This is a genomic window from Bordetella genomosp. 5 (assembly GCF_002261315.1).
In the GTDB taxonomy this organism is placed as follows: domain Bacteria; phylum Pseudomonadota; class Gammaproteobacteria; order Burkholderiales; family Burkholderiaceae_B; genus Bordetella.
On the sequence record NZ_NEVP01000004.1, the window covers coordinates 562,267 to 585,433 of the forward strand.

22 protein-coding genes are annotated in these 23,167 nt (G+C 67.4%); 19 read left to right on the plus strand and 3 right to left on the minus strand.

The annotated features are described in order from the left end of the window. Positions 1–4 precede the first annotated feature (4 nt). The 10 genes from cheW to flhF all read left to right on the plus strand — a co-directional run bounded on the left by cheW (position 5) and on the right by flhF (position 13,752). Positions 5–505 (plus strand): chemotaxis protein CheW, encoded by a 501-nt coding sequence (cheW, locus tag CAL25_RS08110; RefSeq protein ID WP_094799418.1) that lies wholly within the window; start codon positions 5–7, stop codon positions 503–505. Positions 506–599: 94 nt separating this feature from the next. Continuing rightward, positions 600–2,279 (plus strand): methyl-accepting chemotaxis protein, encoded by a 1,680-nt coding sequence (locus CAL25_RS08115; protein WP_094799419.1) that lies wholly within the window; start codon positions 600–602, stop codon positions 2,277–2,279. 7 nt (positions 2,280–2,286) lie between these two features. Next, positions 2,287–3,132 (plus strand): CheR family methyltransferase, encoded by an 846-nt coding sequence (locus CAL25_RS08120; RefSeq protein WP_094799494.1) that lies wholly within the window; start codon positions 2,287–2,289, stop codon positions 3,130–3,132. A gap of 44 nt (positions 3,133–3,176) precedes the next feature. Then, positions 3,177–4,235 (plus strand): protein-glutamate methylesterase/protein-glutamine glutaminase, encoded by a 1,059-nt coding sequence (locus CAL25_RS08125; RefSeq protein ID WP_094799420.1) that lies wholly within the window; start codon positions 3,177–3,179, stop codon positions 4,233–4,235. 50 nt (positions 4,236–4,285) lie between these two features. Further along, positions 4,286–4,675 (plus strand): chemotaxis response regulator CheY, encoded by a 390-nt coding sequence (cheY, locus tag CAL25_RS08130; RefSeq protein ID WP_094799421.1) that lies wholly within the window; start codon positions 4,286–4,288, stop codon positions 4,673–4,675. 11 nt (positions 4,676–4,686) lie between these two features. Then, positions 4,687–5,325, plus strand: a complete 639-nt coding sequence (gene cheZ, locus CAL25_RS08135; RefSeq protein WP_094799422.1) for a protein phosphatase CheZ — start codon at positions 4,687–4,689, stop codon at positions 5,323–5,325. A gap of 373 nt (positions 5,326–5,698) precedes the next feature. Further along, the gene (locus CAL25_RS08140) at positions 5,699–7,246 is read left to right on the plus strand and encodes a methyl-accepting chemotaxis protein (protein ID WP_094799423.1); all 1,548 of its coding nucleotides are present in this window, start codon (positions 5,699–5,701) and stop codon (positions 7,244–7,246) included. Positions 7,247–7,555: 309 nt separating this feature from the next. Further along, positions 7,556–8,707 carry a flagellar biosynthesis protein FlhB gene (gene flhB, locus CAL25_RS08145; protein ID WP_094799424.1) on the plus strand — a complete coding sequence of 384 codons (1,152 nt, stop codon included), beginning with the start codon at positions 7,556–7,558 and terminating at the stop codon, positions 8,705–8,707. A gap of 3 nt (positions 8,708–8,710) precedes the next feature. Further along, entirely contained in the window at positions 8,711–10,828 is a 2,118-nt protein-coding gene (gene flhA, locus CAL25_RS08150) for a flagellar biosynthesis protein FlhA (RefSeq protein ID WP_094799425.1), read from the plus strand. Then, positions 10,825–13,752 (plus strand): flagellar biosynthesis protein FlhF, encoded by a 2,928-nt coding sequence (gene flhF / locus CAL25_RS08155; RefSeq protein ID WP_094799426.1) that lies wholly within the window; start codon positions 10,825–10,827, stop codon positions 13,750–13,752. The genes flhA and flhF overlap by 4 nt, the downstream gene beginning before the upstream one ends. Positions 13,753–13,855: 103 nt before the next feature. On the opposite strand, the gene CAL25_RS08160 is transcribed toward flhF, so the two are convergent. The 3 genes from CAL25_RS08160 to flgA all read right to left on the minus strand — a co-directional run bounded on the left by CAL25_RS08160 (position 13,856) and on the right by flgA (position 15,531). Next, on the minus strand, positions 13,856–14,341 hold the full coding sequence (locus tag CAL25_RS08160) for a flagella synthesis protein FlgN (protein ID WP_094799427.1): 486 nt from the start codon (positions 14,339–14,341) through the stop codon (positions 13,856–13,858). Positions 14,342–14,368: 27 nt separating this feature from the next. Then, positions 14,369–14,659 carry a flagellar biosynthesis anti-sigma factor FlgM gene (gene flgM, locus CAL25_RS08165; protein WP_094799428.1) on the minus strand — a complete coding sequence of 97 codons (291 nt, stop codon included), beginning with the start codon at positions 14,657–14,659 and terminating at the stop codon, positions 14,369–14,371. Between the two features lie 131 nt (positions 14,660–14,790). Then, positions 14,791–15,531, minus strand: a complete 741-nt coding sequence (flgA, locus tag CAL25_RS08170; RefSeq protein ID WP_094799429.1) for a flagellar basal body P-ring formation chaperone FlgA — start codon at positions 15,529–15,531, stop codon at positions 14,791–14,793. Between the two features lie 223 nt (positions 15,532–15,754). Here flgA and flgB point away from each other — a divergent pair, with 223 nt between their 5' ends. From flgB to flgJ, 9 genes are all read left to right on the plus strand, one after another. Beyond that, the gene (gene flgB, locus CAL25_RS08175; protein ID WP_094799430.1) at positions 15,755–16,168 is read left to right on the plus strand and encodes a flagellar basal body rod protein FlgB; all 414 of its coding nucleotides are present in this window, start codon (positions 15,755–15,757) and stop codon (positions 16,166–16,168) included. Positions 16,169–16,210: 42 nt separating this feature from the next. Further along, complete coding sequence (gene flgC / locus CAL25_RS08180; RefSeq protein WP_094799431.1) at positions 16,211–16,630, plus strand: flagellar basal body rod protein FlgC; 420 nt, start codon at positions 16,211–16,213, stop codon at positions 16,628–16,630. 14 nt (positions 16,631–16,644) lie between these two features. Continuing rightward, positions 16,645–17,343, plus strand: a complete 699-nt coding sequence (locus CAL25_RS08185) for a flagellar hook capping FlgD N-terminal domain-containing protein (protein WP_094799432.1) — start codon at positions 16,645–16,647, stop codon at positions 17,341–17,343. A gap of 69 nt (positions 17,344–17,412) precedes the next feature. Then, entirely contained in the window at positions 17,413–18,639 is a 1,227-nt protein-coding gene (flgE, locus tag CAL25_RS08190; RefSeq protein WP_094799433.1) for a flagellar hook protein FlgE, read from the plus strand. Positions 18,640–18,661: 22 nt separating this feature from the next. Then, positions 18,662–19,426 carry a flagellar basal body rod protein FlgF gene (locus CAL25_RS08195; RefSeq protein ID WP_094799434.1) on the plus strand — a complete coding sequence of 255 codons (765 nt, stop codon included), beginning with the start codon at positions 18,662–18,664 and terminating at the stop codon, positions 19,424–19,426. A 57-nt stretch (positions 19,427–19,483) separates the two neighbouring features. After that, positions 19,484–20,269 (plus strand): flagellar basal-body rod protein FlgG, encoded by a 786-nt coding sequence (gene flgG / locus CAL25_RS08200; protein WP_094799435.1) that lies wholly within the window; start codon positions 19,484–19,486, stop codon positions 20,267–20,269. Further along, positions 20,269–20,955, plus strand: a complete 687-nt coding sequence (locus CAL25_RS08205; RefSeq protein ID WP_094799436.1) for a flagellar basal body L-ring protein FlgH — start codon at positions 20,269–20,271, stop codon at positions 20,953–20,955. The genes flgG and CAL25_RS08205 overlap by 1 nt, the downstream gene beginning before the upstream one ends. Before the next feature lie 4 nt (positions 20,956–20,959). Then, positions 20,960–22,090 (plus strand): flagellar basal body P-ring protein FlgI, encoded by a 1,131-nt coding sequence (locus CAL25_RS08210; protein WP_094799437.1) that lies wholly within the window; start codon positions 20,960–20,962, stop codon positions 22,088–22,090. 4 nt (positions 22,091–22,094) lie between these two features. Further along, positions 22,095–23,099 carry a flagellar assembly peptidoglycan hydrolase FlgJ gene (gene flgJ / locus CAL25_RS08215; RefSeq protein ID WP_094799438.1) on the plus strand — a complete coding sequence of 335 codons (1,005 nt, stop codon included), beginning with the start codon at positions 22,095–22,097 and terminating at the stop codon, positions 23,097–23,099. Positions 23,100–23,167 lie beyond the last annotated feature (68 nt).

Consider the following 23,167-nt stretch of genomic DNA (forward strand, 5'->3'; position numbering starts at 1 on the left):
TACCATGGCAGCCAAGCCGCAAGCGCAAAACGCCCGTGTCGAAGACGTGGGCAACGAATTCCTGGTCTTCACCCTGGGTTCGGAAGAATACGGTATCGACATTCTGAAGGTGCAGGAAATCCGCGGCTACGACGCCGACGCGGTGACCCGCATCGCCAACGTGCCCACGTTCATCAAGGGCGTGACGAACCTGCGCGGCATCATCGTGCCGATCATCGACCTGCGCATCAAATTCAACCTGGGCAGCGTCGAATACAACGAGCAGACGGTCGTCATCATCCTGAACCTCGACCACCGCGTCGTGGGCATCGTGGTCGACGGCGTGTCCGACGTGCTGATGCTCAACGCCGGCCAGATCCGTCCGGCGCCGGAATTCGGCGCCACGCTGTCGACGGAGTACCTGACCGGTCTGGGCACCGTGGACGAGCGCATGCTCATCCTGGTCGACATCGAAAAGCTGATGACCAGCGACGAAATGGAGCTGGTCGAGCGCGTCGCTTCCTGATCCCGGGAAACGCAGGACAAGCCGGGCGGCGGAAGCATTTCGCCGCCCGCCGTATTGCAGGCGTGGCAATCATCGCAGGGGAGACCCGTACGTTATGCGCAAGTTCTTGGCGAATCTGACCATCCGCAGCAGTTTGCTGGCGGTGTTGGCGTTCTTCTCTTTCATGCTGGTGCTGGGCGCCGCGCTGGGTGTGCTGTCGTTGCGCGTTTCCAATGGCACGCTGGTCGAGGTCAAGCAGACGCAGGATCTGTCAGACTCCATGGGCCGCGTCGTCGCGTCGTACAAAGACACGCTCAATGCGATGGGCCGCGCCGCGACCGCGCAATACGCCGACATCGTGCGTTCCATCGGTCAGCCGTTGATGGTGCAGCAGGGCCTGGCCACCGAGGCCGCCGGCCTGTTGCAGCGCTCGAAGGCCGCCCTGGCCCGCGCGCAGACCGAATTCGATTACTACAAGACCCTGCCCAAGCCCGACAGCGCCGCCGCTTCCCTCAAGGAAATCGAGGAGTCGTTCGGCGCGCTGGTCACGCAGGGCCTGAACCCGCTGATCGCCTCGCTCGAGAAGGCGGACATGTCGGGCTATCAGTCGCATGTGCAGATGGTGCAGGATGCGCTCGAGGCGCGCTTCGCGCGTTCGATCGACGCGTTCGACGCCTGGCGCGCGGGCCTGGTGCAAGAGGCCTACGACACGGCCGAGAAGCGCTACACCTTCGTGCTCGCGGCGGTCGCCCTGGGCGGCGTCGTGGCCTCGCTGCTGGTGTTCATGACCTACGTCTTCCTGCGCCGCCGCGTGCTGGCGCCGCTCAAGGAAGCCGGCTCGTACTTCGATCGCATCGCCGCGGGTGACCTGACGGCGCGCGTCGACGTGCGCAACAGCAACGAAATCGGCCAGCTGTTCGCCGCGCTCAAGCGCATGCAGGAAAGCCTGACCCGCACCGTGTCGTCGGTGCGTCGCGGCGTCGAAGAGATCAACGTCGGCGCGCACGAGATCGCCGCGGGCAACACCGATCTGTCGTCGCGCACCGAGCAGCAGGCGGCCTCGCTCGAAGAGACCGCGGCCTCGATGGAGCAGCTCGCTTCCACCGTGAAGCAGAACGCCGATAACGCGCGCCAGGCCAATCAGCTGGCCGCCAGCGCCTCGGACGTGGCCGAGCGCGGCGGTTCGGCCGTGTCGGAAGTGGTGCACACCATGGAAGGCATTTCGGCCAGCTCGCGCAAGATCAGCGAGATCGTGTCGGTGATCGACGGCATCGCGTTCCAGACCAACATCCTGGCGCTCAACGCCGCGGTGGAAGCCGCCCGCGCGGGCGAGCAGGGCAAGGGCTTTGCGGTGGTGGCGGGCGAAGTGCGCTCGCTGGCGCAGCGCAGCGCGCAGGCCGCCAAGGAAATCAAGGTGTTGATCGAAGACTCGGTGACCAAGGTGGGCACGGGTTCGCAGCAGGTCGGGCGCGCCGGTGACACGATGCAAGAGATCGTGGCCTCGGTGAAGCGCGTGACCGACATCATGGGCGAGATTTCGGCGGCGTCCGAAGAGCAGTCCAGCGGCATCGATCAGGTCAATCGCGCGGTGGCGCAGATGGACGAAGTGACCCAGCAGAACGCGGCGCTGGTGGAAGAAGCCGCGGCCGCGGCCGGCTCGCTGCAGGAACAGGCCGAGCGCCTGGCCGAAGCGGTGGCCGTATTCAAGATCAACGGCGGCGAAGTCATCGACGCGTCGCTGGAGCGCCTGGGTGCGCGGCGTCATGACGCCGGCCACCTGGCGTTGGAGCATTGAGGAAGGCATGTTGAACACCACCCCGTCATTTTCGGCGGAGCGCCAGTTCGAATTCCGCGACGCGGATTTCTCCCGGGTGCGCAGCATGATCTATGCGCGCGCCGGCATATCGCTGGGCGCGCACAAGCGTGAAATGGTGTACAGCCGTCTGGCGCGCCGCCTGCGCGCGCTGGGCAAGATGGACTTCAGCAGCTATCTCGACGAACTCGAGAATCAGCCCTCGGCCGCCGAGTGGGAAGACTTCGTCAACGCGCTCACGACCAACCTGACCGCGTTCTTTCGCGAGTCGCATCACTTCCCGATCCTGGCGGATTTCGCCCGGACCCGCGGCGGACCGGTGTCGGTCTGGTGCTGCGCGGCCTCCACGGGCGAAGAGCCTTACTCGATCGCGATCACGCTGACCGAGGCGCTGGGCGGCCGTGCGAGCAACAGCAAGGTCTACTCGACGGACATCGACACCAACTGCCTGAACAAGGCGCGTGCCGGGGTGTACACCTGGGACCGCGTGGCGAAGATGGACGAGGCGCGCCTGAAGCGCTTTTTCCTGCGCGGACGGGCCGACAACGAAGGCCAGGTGAAGGTGCGGCCCGAGATTGCGCAGATGGTGCAGTTCGAGACGCTCAACCTGCTGGCGCCCTCGTGGCCGGTGACCGAGAAGTTCGATGCGATCTTCTGCCGCAACGTGATGATCTATTTCGACAAGCCGACGCAGGCCAAGATCCTGCGGCGCTTCGTCCCGCTGCTCAAGCCGGGCGGCCTGCTGTTTGCCGGCCACTCGGAGAACTTCACGTACATCAGCCAGGATTTCCGCCTGCGCGGCCAGACCGTGTACGAGTGCGTAAGCCAGGATTAAACGATCAACGTCAGAAAAGCGGCCCGGAAGAAGGGGCCTGGACCATGAAGAAAATCAGAGTACTTTGCGTTGATGATTCCGCCCTGGTGCGGGGCTTGATGACCGAGATCATCAACAGCCATGCCGACATGGAAGTCGTGGCGACCGCGCCCGATCCGCTCGTCGCGCGTGAACTGATCAAACAGCACAACCCGGATGTCCTGACGCTGGACGTCGAAATGCCGCGCATGGACGGCCTCGACTTCCTCGAGAAGCTGATGCGCCTGCGCCCGATGCCGGTCGTGATGGTGTCGTCGCTGACCGAGCGCGGCGGTGAAATCACGCTGCGCGCGCTCGAACTGGGCGCCATCGACTTCGTGACCAAGCCCAAGCTGGGGATCCGCGATGGCCTGCTGGATTATTCCGAGCTCATCGCCGACAAGATTCGTGCCGCTTCGCGCGCGCGCCTGCGCGCCCCGACGCCGGCGGCCGCCGGCACGCCCGCGCCGGTGCGTCTGCGCAGCCCGTTCGCGAGCTCGGAGAAGCTGGTCATCATCGGCTCGTCCACCGGCGGCACCGAAGCCATCCGCGAGGTGCTGCAGCCGCTGCCGCCGGACAGCCCGGCCATTCTGATCACGCAGCACATGCCGGCGGGCTTCACCCGTTCGTTCGCGCAGCGCCTCGATGCGCTGTGCGCCGTGACGGTGCGCGAAGCCGTCCATGGCGAGCGTGTGCTGCCGGGCCACGTGTATCTTGCGCCGGGCGGCGAACAGCATATGAAGCTGGGCCGCAGTGGTGCAAACTACGTGATCGAACTGGAGACGGGTGACCCGGTCAACCGCCACCGTCCTTCGGTCGATGTGCTTTTCAATTCGGCGGCCGTGGCCGCCGGCCGCAACGCCATCGGCGTCATCCTGACCGGTATGGGCAAGGACGGCGCCGCGGGCATGCTGGCCATGCGTCGTGCCGGCGCCCACACGCTGGCCCAGGACGAAGCCAGCTGCGTGGTGTTCGGCATGCCGCGCGAGGCCATTGCGATCGGCGCCGCCGACGAAGTGGTGTCGCTCGGCGACATGAGTGAACGGATCCTGTTGCGTGTGGGCGATCGAGGCCACCGCGTCTGACCGTGGCGCACCGCGACCACGGCTTTGAGCGAATTTTTTTGGAGTGTTAGATGGTAGACAAGGGACTCAAGATTCTCGTGGTGGATGACTTCCCCACGATGCGCCGGATCATCCGCAACCTGCTGAAAGAGCTGGGTTTCGAGAACGTCGACGAGGCGGAAGACGGCCAGATGGGCCTGGACAAGCTGCGCAACGGCGGCTTCCAGTTCGTCGTGTCCGACTGGAACATGCCCAACCTCGACGGCCTGGAGATGCTCAAGCAGATCCGTGCCGAGCCCAGCCTGGCCTCGCTGCCGGTGCTGATGGTGACGGCCGAGGCCAAGAAAGAAAACATCGTCGCGGCGGCTCAGGCAGGCGCCAACGGCTATGTGGTGAAGCCTTTCACGGCGGCGACGCTGGAAGAAAAGCTCAACAAGATCTTCGAGAAAATCGGCGGCTGAGGTAAGGCATCATGAACGCGACGGACACCGGTACAGGTAATCAGGCTGAATCGGGCGATCTGATCCATCGGATCGCTTCGCTCACGCGGATGCTGCGCGACAGCATGCGCGAACTCGGCCTGGATCAGGCCATCAAGGATGCCGCTCAGGCGATTCCGGATGCACGCGACCGGCTGCGCTATGTCGCGCAGATGACGGAGCAGGCGGCCAACCGCGTGCTCAACGCCACGGAAGCGGCGGGCCCCGTGCAGGACGGCATGTCGCGCACGGCGCGCGAGCTCGACACCCGCTGGCAGCAGTGGTACGACCAGCCGCTCGACGTGCCCGAGGCGCGCAGCCTCGTGCAGGACACGCGCGCCTTCCTGGGCGAAGTGCCCGAGCACGCGCAGTTCACGCAGAACAAGCTGATGGAAATCGTGATGGCTCAGGATTTCCAGGATCTCACCGGTCAGGTCATCATGCGCATGATGGACGTGGTCGGCGCGATCGAGCGCGAACTGCTGCAGGTGCTGCTCGACAGCGTGCCGCAAGAGCGCCGCGACGAGGCCAACAGCCTGTTGAACGGTCCGCAGGTCAATCCCACCGGCAAGGCCGATGTGGTGACCAGCCAGGATCAGGTCGACGATCTGCTGGCCAGCCTCGGCTTCTGATCGCGCTATTGCCCGGTTCAAGCGCGCGCCTGACCGTTGTCCCGCGGTCAGGCGCGCGCTTTTGCGTTTGGGTGCGGCCGGCTAGGTGCGGCCGGCGAGGCGCGGCCGGCCAGGCGCGGCCGGCGAGGTGCGGCCGGCCAGGTGCGGCCGGCTAGGTGCGGCCGGCCAGGCGCGGCCGGCAAGGCGCCGCGCTTCGCACGCCGCGCGCCGGCGGGACGTACTTTCCCTAAGAGTCAGACCGTGGGTCGCCGGCTAGACTTGCTGTAACAAAAAACAAATAACAGACGCAGCATTACGAATGCCGCCAGCCCCTCGCGGGGTGGGCGCTCCAGCCGTCCGACAGAGCCGGCGGGGCAGGGCACAGGGAGGAGTCATGGCTAGTCGCACCGTCCGCGTAGGCGGTCTCTGGCGTTTGCTGCGCCGTCTCAATCGCGGCCAGGCGACCCTGGCGCAACGCGCCTGGTCGCTGAGCCCGGCCTCGTGGCCGCTATACCGGTTTCTGGGCCAGATCCGCACCCGCATCATCACGGTGCGGCAGGCCAGCATCGACATCGCGCTGAACACCGCCCGCACGCAATTCCAGGCGGGGCAGTGCGCCGGGCTCACGCGCGAGCAGGCCGGCGCGGCCGAGGCGCTTGCCGCCAGCTCGAGCCAGATCGCCGGCCTGTCCGCCACCACGTCCAGCCATGCGCGCGAGATCGCGCAGGTCTGTGGCGACAACCTGCACACCGCGCGCCAGGCGCAGGCCGCGCTCCAGGAGGTGCACGAGCGCATCGAGCGCATGAGCGCGCACATGGCCGAATTCGGCGCGACCGTGGCCCAGCTCACCGAGCGGGCGCGCTCGGTCAGCGATATCAGCCGCCTGATCAAGGACATCGCCCTGCAGACGCAGCTGCTCGCGCTGAACGCGGGCGTGGAGGCGGCGCGCGCGGGCGACGCGGGACGCGGCTTCGCGGTGGTCGCCACGGAGGTGGGCCGTCTGGCCGAGCGGGTCAATGCCGCGACCGGCGAGATCGGCAGGCACACCGGCGAGATGCTCGAACTGGTCGAGGCGACGCAGGGCCGCACCGGCACGCTGGCCACCGATGTGCAGGCCTGCGACGGCCGGCTGGGCGGTACGCGGCGCGACTTCGACGGCTTCGTGCGGGATTTCGACGGCATGAATCGTCAGGTCACCGAGGTGGTCGGTGCCATCGACGAGGTGGACCAGACCAACCAGGCCATGAGCGCCGAGGTCGGCCGCGTGGCGGCCCTGGCGGGCGATGTGCAGGCGCGCGTGGCCGCCATCTCCGGCGAGGTGGACCGGATCCGCAACCAGACCGAAGGCGTGCAGGAGGTGCTGGCCGGCATGCGCACCGGCAACACGCCGTTCGATCTGCTCAACGACGCGGTGCTGGCGTTTCGTGACGAGGCGGCCGCGCTGCTGGGCGCGGCCAGGGCGCGGGGGCTCGACGTGTTCGACCGCGATTACCGCCGCATCGCCGCCAGCGATCCGCCGCGCTTTCACACCTCGTACGACCAGGTGATCGACGCGGCGCTCACGCGCCTGCTCGATCGCGTGCTGGACGCGATTCCGGGCGGCAGCTACGCGCTGATCGTGGACGCGCGCGGCTACGCGCCGGCGCACAACAGCCGCTACTCTCATCCGCCTTGCGGCGACCCTGCCGTGGACACGGCGCGCTCGCGCAACAAGCGCATCTTCAACGATCCGGTCGGGGCGCGGCTGGCCTCGAACACGGGCAGCCTGCTGTTCCAGACCTACCCGCGCGACACGGGCGAGATCGTCAACGATGTGTCGATTCCGCTCTATCTGGGCCCGGAGCATTGGGGCGCCGTGCGGATCGGGCTCGATTTCGCGCGCTTTCGCGAGATGGTGGAGTCGGGCGCCGCACGGGTCGACCGGGCCTGGGCGCCGGCCTGAGGCCATCGCGCCGGCCGGCTGGATCCGGGTATGATCCGGGCGCGATCCGGGCGCGATCCGGGCGCGATCCGGGCGCGATTCGGGCGGGCGTCTGTGACGGTTACGTCTGGCCGCGGCGCCCCAAATGCGGCCCGGGCGGGCGGGCCGGCGCGCCGGGTGCCCGCGTCCCGCGCCAGGGGCGGGCGAGGGCGTCTGAATAACGCCGATTTCCCCCCTTTTCTTGGGTGATCGCGGCCCCCCGGCTGCGCCTAGAATCTCGGCGGGCGGCTCACAACCTTCAGATTGTGAATCGCGAACCTACCGCTGCTGATGGCCGAAGAAAGCGACCTCGAAAAGACCGAATCTGCCTCACCTCGGCGCCTGGAAAAGGCGCGCGAGGAGGGGCAGATCGCGCGTTCGCGCGAGCTGGGCACGTTTCTGCTGCTGGCCGTGGGCGCGGCCGCCTTGTGGATGACGGGCGGGCTGCTCTATCGCGGGCTGTCCGGCGTGATGCAGGGCGGGCTGGCGTTCGACCAACGGATCGCGCACGACACGACGGTGATGGTCAACCTGGCCGTCGACGGCTTCGGCAAGGCGCTGCTGGTGCTGCTGCCGGTGTTCGGCGCGCTGGTGGTGACCGCCGTGCTGGCCAGCGTGGCGCTGGGCGGGCTGGTGTTCTCGACCAAGCCGCTGGAATTCAAGTTCGACAAGCTCAACCCGCTGTCCGGCATCAAACGGATGTTTTCGTCGCAGACGCTGATCGAGCTGGTAAAGGCCCTGGGCAAGGCACTGCTGGTGGGCGGCGCGGCCGCCTGGACCCTGTGGCATTACCAGCCGCAGATGATGAGCCTGATGCACGTGGCGCCGTCGGCCGCGCTGGTCACGGCACTCAAACTGGTGGCGATCTGCTGCGCGATCATCATCGCGTCGCTGTTCCTGATCGTGCTGATCGACGTGCCGTGGCAGATCTTCTCGCACCTGAAGAAGCTGCGGATGACGAAGGAAGACGTCAAGAAAGAGCACAAGGAGTCGGAAGGCGACCCGCACGTGAAGGCGCGCATCCGCCAGACGCAGCGCGCCGCCGCGCGCCGCCGCATGATGTCGGAAGTGCCGAAGGCGGACGTGATCGTGACGAACCCGACGCACTACGCCGTGGCGCTGGTCTACAACGAGAAAGAACTGGCCGCCCCGCGCGTGGTGGCCAAGGGCACCGGTCTGATTGCGGCCAAGATCCGCGAAATCGGCGCCGAACACCGTATTCCCATGCTGGAGGCGCCGCCGTTGGCGCGTGCCTTGCATCAACACGTCGAGCTGGGACAGGAAATCCCCTCGGCACTTTACACCGCGGTAGCCGAAGTGCTGGCGTGGGTTTTCCAGTTGCGCAGCTGGCGCGCCGGCGCCGGCATGCATCCGGAGGCGCCAGGCGCCCTGGCCGTGCCCGCCGAACTGGACCCGCTCGCTCGTACCGCACAAGGAGCTTGATCGATGGGCGGATTGCTTACGCTCTTTAAATCCCAAGGCCTGGCCAATGCGCGCCTGCTGGCCGGCCCCATCCTGATCGTGATGGTGCTGGGCATGATGGTGTTGCCGCTGCCCACGTTCCTGCTGGACTTGCTGTTCACGTTCAACATCGCGCTGTCCATCATGATTCTGCTGGTGGCGATGTTCACCAAGAAGCCGCTGGACTTCGCCGCGTTCCCGTCGGTGCTGCTGTTCGCCACCTTGCTGCGTCTGTCGCTGAACGTGGCCTCGACCCGCGTCGTGCTGCTCAACGGCCACCAGGGTCCGGACGCCGCCGGCAAGGTGATCGAAGCGTTCGGCCACTTCCTGGTGGGCGGGAACTTCGCCGTCGGTATCATCATTTTCGTGATCCTGACGATCATCAACTTCATCGTGATCACCAAGGGTGCGGGCCGGATCGCCGAAGTCGGCGCGCGCTTCTCGCTGGATGCAATGCCCGGCAAGCAGATGGCCATCGATGCCGACCTGAACGCCGGCCTGATCGGCGAAGAAGAGGCACGCCGCCGCCGCGCCGAAGTGGCGCAGGAATCCGACTTCTACGGCTCGATGGACGGTGCCAGCAAGTTCGTGCGCGGTGACGCCGTCGCCGGCCTGCTGATCATGGTGATCAACGTCATCGGCGGCCTGATCGTGGGCGTCGCGCAGCACGATATGTCGATGGGCGACGCCGGCCGCGTCTACACGCTGCTCACCATCGGTGACGGCCTGGTCGCGCAGATCCCCGCGCTGGTGATCTCGACCGCCGCCGGTGTGGTCGTGTCGCGCGTGTCGACCGACCAGGACGTGGGTCAGCAGATCCTGGGTCAGCTGTTCTCGAACCCGAACGTGCTGTTCCTGACGGCCGCGATCGTCGGCATCATGGGCCTGATCCCCAACATGCCGCACCTGGCCTTCCTGACGCTGGCCGCGATGCTGGCCGGTGGCGGCTACATGATGATCAAGCGCCGGGCGCAGGCGGAGGCCGCGTCGGCCGAGCCCAAGGCCGAGGCGCAGCAACAGGCCCAGGCGGCCGCGGCAGAGGCCAGTTGGGAAGACGTGTCGATGGTGGATCAGTTGGGCCTGGAAGTGGGCTACCGGCTGATCCCGCTAGTGGACCACGCCCAGAACGGCGAGCTGCTGCATCGCATCCGCAGCCTGCGCAAGAAGTTCGCGCAGGACGTGGGCTTCCTGCCGCCCGTCGTGCACATCCGCGACAACCTCGAACTCAAGCCCAACGACTATCGCATTCTGTTGTCGGGCGTGGAGATCGGCCACGGCGTGGCGATGCCTGGCCAGTGGCTGGCCATCGATCCGGGCGGCGTCACGATCCAGGTCAAGGGCTCGCCCACGACCGATCCGGCCTTCGGCCTGCCCGCGCTCTGGATCGACAACGGCCAGCGCGACCAGGCTCAGGTGGCCGGCTATACGGTGGTGGACGCCAGCACCGTGGTGGCGACCCACCTCAATCACCTGATGCACCGTCACGGCGCCAACCTGCTCGGCCGCCAGGAAGTGCAGCAGCTGCTCGACCGCGTGGGCCGCGATTCGCCCAAGCTGGTCGAAGACCTGGTGCCCAAGACGCTGTCGCTCACCTCGCTGCAGAAGGTCCTGCAAGGGCTGCTGTCCGAGGAGGTGCCGATCCGCGACATGCGCACCATCATCGATACGCTGTCCGAGCACGCGCCGCGTCTCACGGCGCTGGCCGCCAACAGCGGGGGCCAGCCCGATGTGCAGGAGCTCATCGCGCTCACGCGCCGTTCGCTCGGCCGCGCGATCACGCAGCAATGGTTCCCGGGTGAGGGCGAGCTGCGCGTGATCGGTCTGGACGTGCGCCTCGAGCGCGTGCTGTCGCAGGCCATGATGACCAGTGGCGGGCTCGAGCCCGGCCTGGCGGAAACGCTGCTGCGCGAGACCGAACAGGCGCTGCAGCGCCAGGAGTCGCAGGGCAACGCGCCGGTGCTGCTCGTGTCGCCGCCGCTGCGGGCCCCGCTTTCGCGCTTCCTGCGGCATCACCTGCCGCAGCTGGGCGTGCTTTCCAATGCAGAAATTCCCGATGAGCGCGTGGTCCGCGTGACCGCGCTGATCGGAGGTAATGGCGAATGAAACTGAGCCGGTTTGTCGGACCCAACACCCGTGAAGTGCTGCGCATGGTGCGCGATGCGCTGGGCGAAGATGCCCTGATCGTGTCGAACCGCCGCGTCGACGGGGGCATCGAAATCATCGCGACCGTGGAGTCGGACGTCGAAGACGCCGTCCACGACGCCTCGACCGGCACGCCGGGCTCGGCTCGCCCGAGCCCCGCGCCGGCCGCGGCGCAACCCGCGGCCGCGCCGGCCGCACCGGCGCAACCCGCCATGCCCGCGTATCGCGACACCGCGCCGGCGCAGCCCGCCATGCCCGCGTATCGCGACACCGCACCGGCGCAGCCCGCCGTGCCCGCCTATCGCGACACCGCGCCGACCCCGCAACCCGCCCCGGCGCGTCCGGCCGTGCCGGCGTACGGCCATGCGGCGGCGTATGCCGCCGCCTCGCCCATGCCGGTGCCGGCGCCCACGCCCGCCGCGCGCTTCGGCGCCGGTCCGGCCGCCGCGCATCTGCCCATGTCGGCACGGACCTCCGTGAGCGCCATGGCGGCGACCTACGGCGCCACGTTCGAAGCCACGTCCGCCCGCGCGGCCGAGGTGGGCGCGCCCGACGAGGCACTGGCCGACGTCGCGCCCGCGGCGCCGAGTCCTGAGCCCGTGCCGGCGCCACGCAATGACACGCCGCGCGCGGTGACGCCCGAGGTCGAAGACATCGAGGATCTGGGCGCGGTCGATGCCCCGTTGCCCGTCGCGCCCGCCGCGTCGATGGCGCGTCGTCCGGATACGCCGATGCCGGGCACCGCCGGTCTGCCCGGCCTGCCCATGCACTCCGCGCTGGGCGCGGAGCCGAGCGTGCAGGCGGCGATCGACGCGCTGCGCGGCGCGCTCGAGTCGCGCATGGACGGTATGCTGTGGGGCAATCGCGCGCAGACGCGCGAGCCGGTCAATGCCGGTCTGTTCCGCACGCTGCTCGAGGCCGGTTTCTCGATGCCACTGGTGCGCGCCTTGCTCGAACGCCTGCCGGAGCACCTGGACGCGCGCCAGGCCATGGCCTGGGCCCGCAACGAGCTGGTCACGCATCTGCCGGTGCTGCGCGCCGAAGAAGACTTTTTCTCGGGCGGCGGCGTCTACGCGCTGGTGGGCCCGACCGGCGTGGGCAAGACCACCACGCTGGCCAAGCTGGCCGCACGCTGCGTGGCCCGTGAAGGCCGCGATCAGGTCGCCATGCTCACCACCGACAACTTCCGGATCGGTGCGCTCGAACAGCTCCAGATCTATGGCCGTTTGATGGGCGTGCCGGCCGACTCGGTGCGCGACGCGGCCGAGCTGCGCAGCACGCTCGCGCGCCTGGGCAATCGCAAGATCATCCTGATCGACACCACCGGGATCAGCCAGCGCGACCGCAACGTGGCCGAACAGGCCGCGCTGCTGACCAACGCGGGTCAGCCGGTGCGCCGCCTGCTGGTGCTCAACGCCGCCAGCCAGGGCGACACCCTGGACGAGGTCGCGCACGCGTATCGCAACGGCGTGGGCGAGGACGTGGTCGGCTGCATCATCACCAAGCTGGACGAGGCCTCGCGCCTGGCGCCGGCGCTCGACACCGCGATCCGGCATCGTCTGCCGATCCATTATGTGTCGCAGGGCCAGCGCGTGCCCGAGCATCTGGATCTGGCCGACCGCAGCACGCTCGTCGACGCGGCCCTGGCCACGCTCAACAAGACCCGCGCGCTCTACGCGCCCAGCGAGGCCGATCTGGCCGCGCTGTGGAATACCAGCAGCACCCAGTCCGAGCGCGATCCGCTGGCGCGCCGCCGTCTGCTGGCCGCCGCGATGCATCGCCCGGTCAGCGCGGGCGAGGCGGATGGCGAACTCGAACAGGCGCTGGGCTGGCTCGCGGCCGACCCGGCCTGCGCGCATGCCCGTGCCGCCTGGCGCGTGCGCAGCGGCGCGGCCGGCGATGACGCGGCCACCTCCGACGATGCCGATGCCAAGCAGCGCGCGCTGAGCGAAGCCATGCTCGCGATGGTCCGGCGTGAATTCCCCGCCGCCTGCCAGCGCTACGTGCTGGCGCTGCACGGCAAGGCCACGCTCAAGGGCAATGGCCTGCCGGGCGGCGTGGCGCATGCCACGTTCCTCATGAGCGATCGCGGCGCCGCTCTGGCCGCGCCGGTGCAGCAGCTCATGCTGCCGCACGGCGCCCTGGCCACGCACGTGCCGGGTTCGGCGGTCGGGCCGGTCAATGCGGCCGACGCGCTGCTGTCCCGCGCCGAATACCTGGCGCAGGCGCTGGGCAATCTGCCGCATGTGCATCTGTTCGACATGGGCACGACCGCGCTGTCGCTGGCATTGAGCGCCGAAGGGCATCTGTGGCTCGCCCGCAGCCCGGGCGCGCTGCGCATCCTGCACGAGGATTGCCCGACGACGCTGCACGCGATCTCGCGCCAGCTGGGTTATCTGCCGGCCGGTCCGGTGCCGGGCCAGCCCGAAAACGCCCTGTGGGCCTGCGGCACCGAGATCGGCCTGTCGCAGCGCGGCAAGGAGGGCGGCCGCCTGCGCATGATCTGCGCGCGCATCGTCGACATGCGCAGCGGCAAGGTGATCGCGCAGTACTACGGCCTGACCAACCTCAGCACCGGGCAGGCCGATGCGGCCACGATTGCCCGCTGGCTGGTGCAGCAGGAGCAGGCCAAGGCCGCGTTCCGCTATCTGCCGCACGCCTGGTCGGCGCTGCCGGCCGTGCACACGGCCGACGGTCTGGCGGCCCAGGCCTTGCTGGCCGGTCAGGTGGCGGCCGCCTGCTGGCAGCTCGCGCACACGGAATCGGCGCAGATGGTGCGCGGCCCGCTGGCCGGGCTGGTGAGCCCGGACGAGCGCAAGCTGCCGGGCAAGCTGTTGCCGGTGGCGCTGCTGAAGATGTTCGCGATGCTCGAGATGGTCGACTGAGGTCCGCGCACGGATTTCGCCCCGCCAACGAAAAGGCCACATGGAGACATGTGGCCTTTTTGCTGGGGCGCGCGGATGGCCGCGCGCGGCAGGGACCCGCAGATCAGGTGGCGACGATGCTGCGGGCGCCGCCGTAGGCGCCGTAGCCCGGGCGCTTGCCCCGGCCATTGGCGTCGTAGGTGGTGCTGTTGGTGCCGCCGAGCTGGCGCAGCATGTCGAGCGATTCGGTGGTCGAGCGCAGGTTGACCTCGATCAGCGCGCCGTTGCGGGCGTTGCGGTCGCGGGCCTCCTGGGCATGGACCTGCAGCGATTCCCAGATCGGGCTCAGCTCGGGATGCATGGCGACCGCCGCTTCGGTGCCGCCGTGGCCGGTGCTCAGGCCCAGGGCCAGCAGCAGGGCGTCGCGCTGCTGGCTGAGCAGCACGAGCTTCTCGGCCAGGGCTTCTTTCTGTTGCGTGGCCAGGTGCAGGGCCTCGTGGGCCTTGCGGTCGACCAGGGCCTCGGCTTCCGTGTCCAGGGCGGACAGGAACTCGACCACAAGCGCGGTTTCGCGTTCGAGACAGGTTTTGAGCTGATCAGCGTAGTTCATGGGTCGGGCGCGAGGGCGCGGGACGGATTACTTGAGCAATTCCTTGGCGCTGGCGATCAGGCTGTCGGCGATGCGGGTGGGGTCGATCTTCAGTTGGCCGGAGGCGATGGCGGCGCGGATCGCGGCGACACGCTCGACGTTGATGTCGTTGCTGCCGTCCTGCAAGGCCAGCAGCTGGCGCGATGCGCCGCTCAGGGCGACCTGGGAGCTGCCGGCGTTGCTGTCCTTGCCCGAGCCATAGGCCTGCGCCAGCCCGGATTCATTCCGGCTGACGGTGTTGGGGGTGACGGCGCGGGTCGCGGACGGATTGATCTTCAATTTATTCTCCACTGGGCGAGTCGTACGCCGCGATGCATGGGCGGCGTTGCCAGGTTATGCCTCTGTAACGACACGGGAATGGCGAACTTTAGCCCAGGCCGGTAAAGGTGATGTGTCATATGTAACACAAATCAGAGCTGGACTTCCACCATGCCGGCGCTGCGGACCACGCCGCTGACGATTTGCCCCGATGTGGTGCGTACCTGGACCATCGCGCCGGGCGCGGCATCGTCGAGCGCCTGGCCTTCGCTGGAGATGACGAAGCCGGCGCCGCGGGCCGTGATGCGGACCACCTGGCCGCGCGTGACCGAGGCCGCGCTGCGCAGGGCGTTGCCGCGGATGGCCTGGCCGGCGCCGATGCGCCGGGTGGCCTGCATGCCGATGATCGCGTCGATATCGGTGATGGCGCCGTTCGGCAGCGACACCAGATCCGCTTCGCGGGTGGTGACGTCGTCGGGGTGGATCGCGGCGCCCGCGCCGATCTGGCGCGCCGCCACGAAGTATTCGCCGGGCACGCTGACCGTGGCCTGGACATACGTGGTCCAGATTTGCGGCGCGTTGCATCGCACCGTGACCGTCATGCGGGCACGCACGCGCATGCCCGATGGCAGGAAGGGCACCAGGCTGTCGCAGGGCGCGAGGCGCTCGGTCTTGACCGGATCGAGCGTGATCGTGGGCGCGCCGCCCAGACTGGCGAGCTGGCCGAGCAGAAAGCCGCGCGCGACCTGCGCCACGGCCTCGGCATCCTGGTGTGCCGCGGTGCCCTGAGCCAGAGCGGGCGTGGCGCATGCCGTGAGCGCGCCGGCCCAGAGGGCGAAGGCGGCGCGGCGTGCCAGCGAGGAGCGCGGTCGGGAGGGCAGGGCGGTGTTCATGGAACACGATTGTAGAAGTGTGCCGACCTTCGCAAGATTGGAATTGCGTTGGAATTATTGGGTTATTTACCTGATTGTGTTGTTGCCCCCACCCCTAAGATGCCGTCATGCGTAAAAAAGCCCTGGCCTCGTCTGGCCGGGCGCCACGCGGGTCCGATGCCTCTTCGTGAGATGTCCCCGCCCGGTACGCGACTGGATCAACTCTCAGGCAACAAGGGCACCCATGCTAGACCGGCTCAACCAGGACTTTCGCTTCTTCCAGCAGGCGATCTCCTTGCGCGCGCAGCGTCAGGAAGTGCTGTCGTCGAACATCGCCAATGCCGACACGCCCAACTACAAGGCGCGTGACTTCGACTTCAAGGCGGCCATGGAAGGCGCGCTCGACAACCGCAACATGCGTCTGCCCGACACCAGCCTGGCGCTGACCTCGGCGCGCCATATCCCGGCGCAGGCCCAGTCGCCCGCCGGCGCCACCGAGCTGCAATACCGCCTGCCGTACCAGGCCAGCCTGGACGGCAACACCGTGGACATGGACAACGAACGCGTCCGGTTCGCCGAAAACACCTTGCATTACCAGAGCACGCTGCAAGTGCTGAGCGGCCGCATCCGCTCGCTGCAGTCCGCCATTTCGGAATAAGCGCCGCCGGTCCGCCGCGTGGCTTAGAGGGAGCTTGCCCGTATGTCTTTGTTGAGCATTTTCGATATCGCCGGTTCCGCGCTCTCCGCGCAGTCCCAGCGCATGAACGTGTCGGCCAGCAACATGGCCAACGCGGACAGCGTCGCGGGCCCGGACGGCCAGCCTTACCGCGCCCGTCAGGTGGTGTTCCAGGTGAACCCGCCCGCCGGCCAGCGTTTCGGCGAAGAGGTCGGTGGCGTGAAGGTCGCCGGCGTGATCCAGGATCAGTCGCCGTTCAAGCTGGTCTACGACCCCAACCACCCGATGGCCAACCAGGACGGCTACGTGCAGATGCCCAACGTCGATCCCGTGGCCGAGACGGTCAACATGATTGCCGCTTCGCGTTCCTATCAGGCCAACGTCGAAGTGCTGAACACCGCCAAGCAACTGATGGCCAAGACCCTGACCATCGGTCAGAACTGAGCCTGGAGCACACGATGACCACGGTCGATTCCAATACCTCCACCACCAGCGCCGCGCTGGCCAAGCTCGGCGCAGGCAGCTCGGGCGCGGCCCAGAGCATCCAGGATCAGTTCCTGACGCTGCTCGTCACGCAGCTCAAGAACCAGGATCCGCTGAACCCGATGGAAAACGCCGAGCTCACCTCGCAGCTCGCGCAGATCTCCACGGTGGAAGGCATCAACAACCTGCGCAACACCATGCTGGCCATCAGCGGCCAGATCGACGTGTCGCAATCCATGAGCGCCGCCGCGCTGATCGGCAAGGGCGTGATGGTGCCGGGCTCGAAGATCGCCCTGGGCACCAACCCGCTCGACAGCACGCAGCGCGAAGCCACGCCTTACGGCCTGGATCTGCAGGGCGCGGCCGCCAAGGTCACCGTCAAGGTGCTCGACGCCGCGGGCTCCGTGGTGCGCACCGTGGACCTGGGCGCGATGGACGCCGGCGTCTATACGTATTCGTGGGATGGCATGAACGACGGCGGCGCGCCGCTGGCCGACGGCAAGTACACCGTGAATGTGTCGGCGCTGGATGCCGACGGCAAGACCGTCAAGGCCGAAGCACTGACCTACGGCGAAGTGAAGAGCGTGGCGTACTCGACCGAAGGCCTGCGTCTCGATCTGGGCCTGAACGGCCAGGTCAGCATGCTGGACATTCGCAAGATTTTGGGCACCTGAAACGACAGGCAAGACATGCCGCGTTTTGGTGCGGCGCTTTCTACAACTTTGAGAGCTACAGGATAAATCATGGGTTTCGGACAAGGATTGAGCGGCTTGAATGCCGCTTCGCAGAACCTCGACGTCATCGGCAACAACATCGCCAACTCGGGCACCGTCGGCTTCAAGTCGGGCTCGGCGTCGTTCGCGGACGTCTATGCCAGCTCGCGCGTCGGTCTGGGCGTGAAGGTTTCGGCCATCAACCAGCGCTTCACGGTCGGCAACATCTCGACCACGGGCGGCGAGTACGACATCGCCATCGACGGCGCGAAGGGTTTCTTCCGCCTGCTCGATCCGAGCGGCTCGGTGTTCTATTCGCGTAACGGCGAGTTCGGTATCGATCGCGACTTCCGCATCGTGAACGCCCAGGGCTTCCAGCTGACCGGCTATCCCCCGGGTGGCGTGGGCGCCGCGCCTGTCGGCCTGACGCTGCCGCAGGGCAACATCGCCCCGCGCGCCACCGACGCCATGACCGTCCAGACCAACCTGGACGCCAACGCGCCCGTCATTCCCGCCACGCCGGTGTTCAACGCCGCCGACGATTCGACCTACACGACCTCGGTGCCTTACACCGTGTACGACTCGCTGGGCAACGCGCACCAGATGACGCAGTACTTCGTGAAGCGCGCCGCCGTCGCCGGTGAAAGCGTGTACGACGTGTACTACCAGCTCGACGGCCAGGCCATGACCGTGGGCGCCGGCGCCGCCGCCAACGCCACCTTCACGTTCAGCAGCGCTGGCGTGATGACCGGTACGACGCCCGCCGACATGACGATCAACTACGCCACGCCGGGCGGCACGACCTCGCCGGCCGCGCCGCTGGCGATCACGCTGAACTACAACGGCACCACGCAGTTCGGCAGCGACTTCAACCCGAAGATGACCCAGACCGGCTACGCCAGCGGTGAGTTCTCGGGCATCACGATCGGCAAGGACGGCAGCCTCGAAGCCAAGTACACCAACGGCGAATCGCAGGTGATCGGCACGATCGCGCTGGCCAACTTCAACAACGTGCAGGGTCTGCAGCCCGTGGGCAACAACGCCTGGGCCGAAACCGCCGAATCCGGCCAGGCCGTGCTGGGCCAGCCCGGCACCAATGGCCTGGCCACGCTGGCCGGCCAGGCGCTCGAAGCCTCGAACGTCGACATGAGCAAGGAACTGGTCAACATGATCATTGCTCAGCGTACGTACCAGGCCAACGCTCAGACCATCAAGACGCAGGACGAAGTCATGCAAGTCTTGATGAACATGCGCTAAGCGACGGTAACGGAAGCACGCCATGGATCGCATTGTCTTTACCGCCATGAACGGCGCCGCGCGGATCACGGAGCATCAGGCCGCGATCAGCAACAACCTGGCGAACGTCAACACGCCGGGATTCCGCGAGCAGATCTCGATGCTGCGGTCGGTCCCCATGACCGACGGCACCTCGCTGCCCACGCGGGTCTCGACCGTGGCGACCACGCCCGGTTCGAAATTCACGCTCGGCGACGTGCAGACCACCGGCCGCGACCTCGACGTCGCGCTGGCGGGGCAGGGCTGGCTGGCGATCCAGACGCCGCAAGGCGAGGCGTACACCCGCGCCGGCAACCTGACGGTGGGCATCAACGGCGTGCTGCAGACGGCCAACGGCGTGCCCGTGCTGTCGGATCAGAACGGCATCATCGATATCCCCGACCAGGCCTCGCTGACGATCGCGTCGGACGGCACGATCACGGGTATCGGCGCGGGCGATCCGCCCAACAACATTCTGAACCTGGGCCGGATCAAGCTCGTCAATCCGCCCGAGCAGCAGCTGGTGCGCGGCGACGACGGCCTGTTCCGCCTGAACGCGCAGGCCAACGGTCAGCCGGCGGGTCCGCTGCCCGCCGACCCCGCGCTGCGCGTGTTGTCCGGCGTGCTCGAGAACAGCAACGTGAGCGCCGCCGGTGCGATGGTCGGCATGATCGACAACGCCCGCCGCTACGAAATGCAGATGCAGGTCATCACGGAAGCCAACCGCAACGCGGAACGCGCCAACAGCATTCTGTCGGCGACCAGCTGACCTTTTCAAATCGCTTAGCAAGGTGCGCGCCGCCGCGGCGCGCCAGGAGTTTTTACCATGATGCGTTCGCTGTGGATTTCGAAGACGGGCCTCGAGGGTCAACAGACCTCGATGGACGTCATTTCCAACAACCTGGCCAACGTCCAGACCAACGGCTTCAAGCGTGGCCGTGCCGTCTTCCAGGATCTGATGTACCAAACCCTGCGCCAGCCGGGCGCCCAGGTCGGCGATGCCAACCAGCTTCCGTCGGGCCTGCAGCTGGGCACCGGTGCGCGCGTGGCCGCCACCGAGCGTATCCACACGCAGGGCAACATGAACAACACCGGCGCCGAGATGGACATCGCCATCATGGGCCGCGGTTTTCTGCAGGTCGAGCTGCCCGACGGCACGCAGGCCTACACGCGTGACGGCGCGCTGCAGGTCGATCAGAACGGTCAGCTCACCACCGTGAGCGGCTACGTGATCCAGCCGCCGATCAACATCCCCGACAACGCGCTGTCGCTGACCATCGGCAAGGACGGCACGGTGTCGATCACCCAGCCGGGCGCCGCGGGCACCAACGTGCAGGTCGGCCAGCTTCAGCTCGCCACCTTCATCAACCCGACCGGTCTGCAGAGCGTGGGTGAAAACCTGTACCTCGAAACCGATTCGTCGGGTCCGGCCAACCTGCTCCAGCCCGGTCTGGATGGCGCTGGCCAGGTGCTGCAAAACTATGTCGAGACGTCCAACGTCAACGTGGCCGAAGAGCTGGTGAACATGATCACCACGCAACGCGCCTACGAAATGAACAGCAAGGCCGTCAAGACTTCGGATGAAATGCTGGCTCGCCTGACGCAACTGTGATGCTGACTCGTGTTCTGCGTGTATTGACCGGTCTGGCGCTGTGCGCCCTGACCGGTTGCGCCATGATCCCGCCCGAGCCGATCGTGCTCGGACCCACCACGGCCGCGCCGCCGGCGCCCACGCCCGCGGGGCTGCGCCCGAATGGTTCGATCTATCAGCCGAGCGCTTACGGCAACTATCCTCTGTTCGAGGATCGCCGGCCGCGCAACGTGGGCGATATCGTGACCATCATCGTCGAAGAGCGCACCAATGCCGCCAAGAACGTGGCGACCAACACCAGCCGCACCGGTGCCACGACGCTGGGCATCGCCGCGGCGCCGCGCTTCATGGACGGGATCATCAACGACAAGCTGAACACCGACATCACGAGCGAGAACACGGCGAACGGCCGCGGCGGCAGCAGCGCCAACAATACGTTCACCGGCACCATCACCACGACGGTGATGGGCGTGTTGCCCAACGGCAACCTGCAGATCGCCGGCGAAAAGCAGATCGCGATCAACCGCGGCAGCGAGTACGTGCGCATTTCGGGCGTGGTCGATCCGCGCTCGATCACCGGCACCAACAGCGTCTCGTCGACCCGCGTGGCCGACGCGCGCATCGAATATCGCAGCAAAGGCGTCATGGACGAAGTCCAGACCATGGGCTGGCTGCAACGTTTCTTCCTGATGGCTTCGCCGTTCTGATCCCATGACACTTCGCACCACGCTCCTTTCCGTGTTGCGCCTGACGGCGCGGGCCTGCCTGCTGGGCAGCCTGGCGGTGGGCGCCGCCCACGCCGAACGCATCAAGGACCTCGCGACCTTCCAGGGCGTGCGCGGCAACCAGCTGATCGGTTACGGCCTCGTGGTCGGCCTGGACGGCAGCGGCGACCAGGTGCGCCAGACGCCGTTCACGCAGCAAAGCCTGACCAACATGCTGTCGCAGCTCGGAATCACCGTGCCGCCGGGCAGCAACATGCAGCTCAAGAACGTGGCCGCGGCCATGGTGACGGCCACGCTGCCTGCGTTCGCGCGGCCGGGCCAGACCATGGACGTGGTCGTCTCCTCGATGGGTAACGCCAAGAGCCTGCGCGGCGGCACGCTGCTCATGACCCCGCTCAAGGGCGCGGACGGCCAGACCTACGCCATCGCCCAGGGCAACATCCTGGTCGGCGGCGCGGGCGCCTCCGCCGGTGGCTCCAGCGTTCAGATCAACCAGCTCAACGGCGGCCGCATCAGCTCGGGCGCCATCATCGAGCGGCCGGTGGCCACGACCTTCGCCGAAGACGGCATGGTCTATCTCGAGATGATGGACACCGATTTCGGCACCACGCAGAACGTGGCGCTGGCGATCAACCGCCAGATGGGCCAGGGCACGGCCACCGTGATGGACGGCCGCGTGGTCGCCTTGCGCGGTCCGCTCGATCCCGGCCAGATGCCGGGCTTCCTCGCCCGCGTCGAAAACATGCAGGTGCAGCGCGCGCCGGCGATGGCCAAGGTCATCATCAACGCCCGCACCGGTTCGGTCGTGATGAACCGCACCGTGATGATCGAAGAGGCCGCCGTGGCCCACGGCAATCTGTCGGTGGTGATCAATCAGCAGAACCAGGTGTTCCAACCCGACACGCCGTTCACGCAGGGTCAGACCGTGGTCGCGCCCAACACGCAGATCGAGCTGCGCCAGGAAGGCGGCTCGCTGCAGCGCGTGACGACCAGCGCCAACCTGGCCGATGTGGTGAAGGGCCTCAACGCCCTGGGCGCCACGCCGCAGGATCTGCTCGCCATCCTGCAGGCCATGAAGACGGCCGGTGCCCTGCGCGCCGAGCTCGAGATCATCTGACGCCATGTCTTTCGTTTCCTACACTCCGCGCCCGGCCTCCCAAGAATCGATTTTCGACATGGGACGCCTGGCCGACATGAAGCGGCAGGCCGCCGACGCGCCCGCCGATCCGGCCCAGCAGAAGGCCGTCGCGCGCCAGTTCGAAGCGCTGTTCCTGCAGATGATGCTCAAGCGCATGCGCGAGGCGACGCCCAAGGAAGGGCTGTTCGACTCGCAGCAGACGCAGATGGTCCAGGGCATGGTCGACGAGCAGATGGCGCTGTCGCTCGCCACGCCGGGTATCGGCCTGGCGCAGGCGCTGCTGGCGCAGATGCAACAGGGGCAGGGCACGCCCGCGGATCCGGAAAGCGCCATCGGCGGCGCCGGCTCGGCCAGCAATACCGTGGTGCGGCGCGATCTGCGCGGCGATTACGTGCTGGGCGAGGCGGGCACCGTGCCCGAGCGCAGCGTGGCCGCGCTGCTCGACGTGCTGCGCCACAACCGCGCGAGCGATCGCGCGCTGGCCGTGGCCGAAGGCGCGCCCGAGCATGTGGTCGCCTTCGTCTCGAAGATGTCGCGCGCCGCCAATGCGGCCGCCGATCAGAGCGGCGTGCCGGCGCGCCTGATTCTGGGCCAGGCTGCCCTCGAGTCGGGCTGGGGCAAACGCGAGATCAAGCATCCGGACGGCAGTACCAGCTACAACCTGTTCGGCATCAAGGCCGGCTCGAGCTGGAAGGGCAAGGTCGTCAATGTGCTGACCACCGAGTACGTGAATGGCGTGGCGCAAAAGGTGACGCAACCCTTCCGGGCCTACGGCTCGTATGAAGAGTCGTTCGCGGACTACGCCCGTCTGATCGGTAACAGCCCGCGCTACGAGGCCGTGACGCAGGCGCGCAACGAGGTCGACGCCGCCCGCCGCATCCAGGATGCGGGCTATGCCACCGACCCGCGCTATGCCGAAAAACTCATCAACATCATGAGTCAGATGCGGCTGTCGGTCGCCAGCGCGGATTTTTCGGGCGGTCTCTAAATTTCTGTGAATATCTGCCGTTAAGCGGGTATCTGTACCGGTGATCGGTCACTACGGGGCTTTGCAGC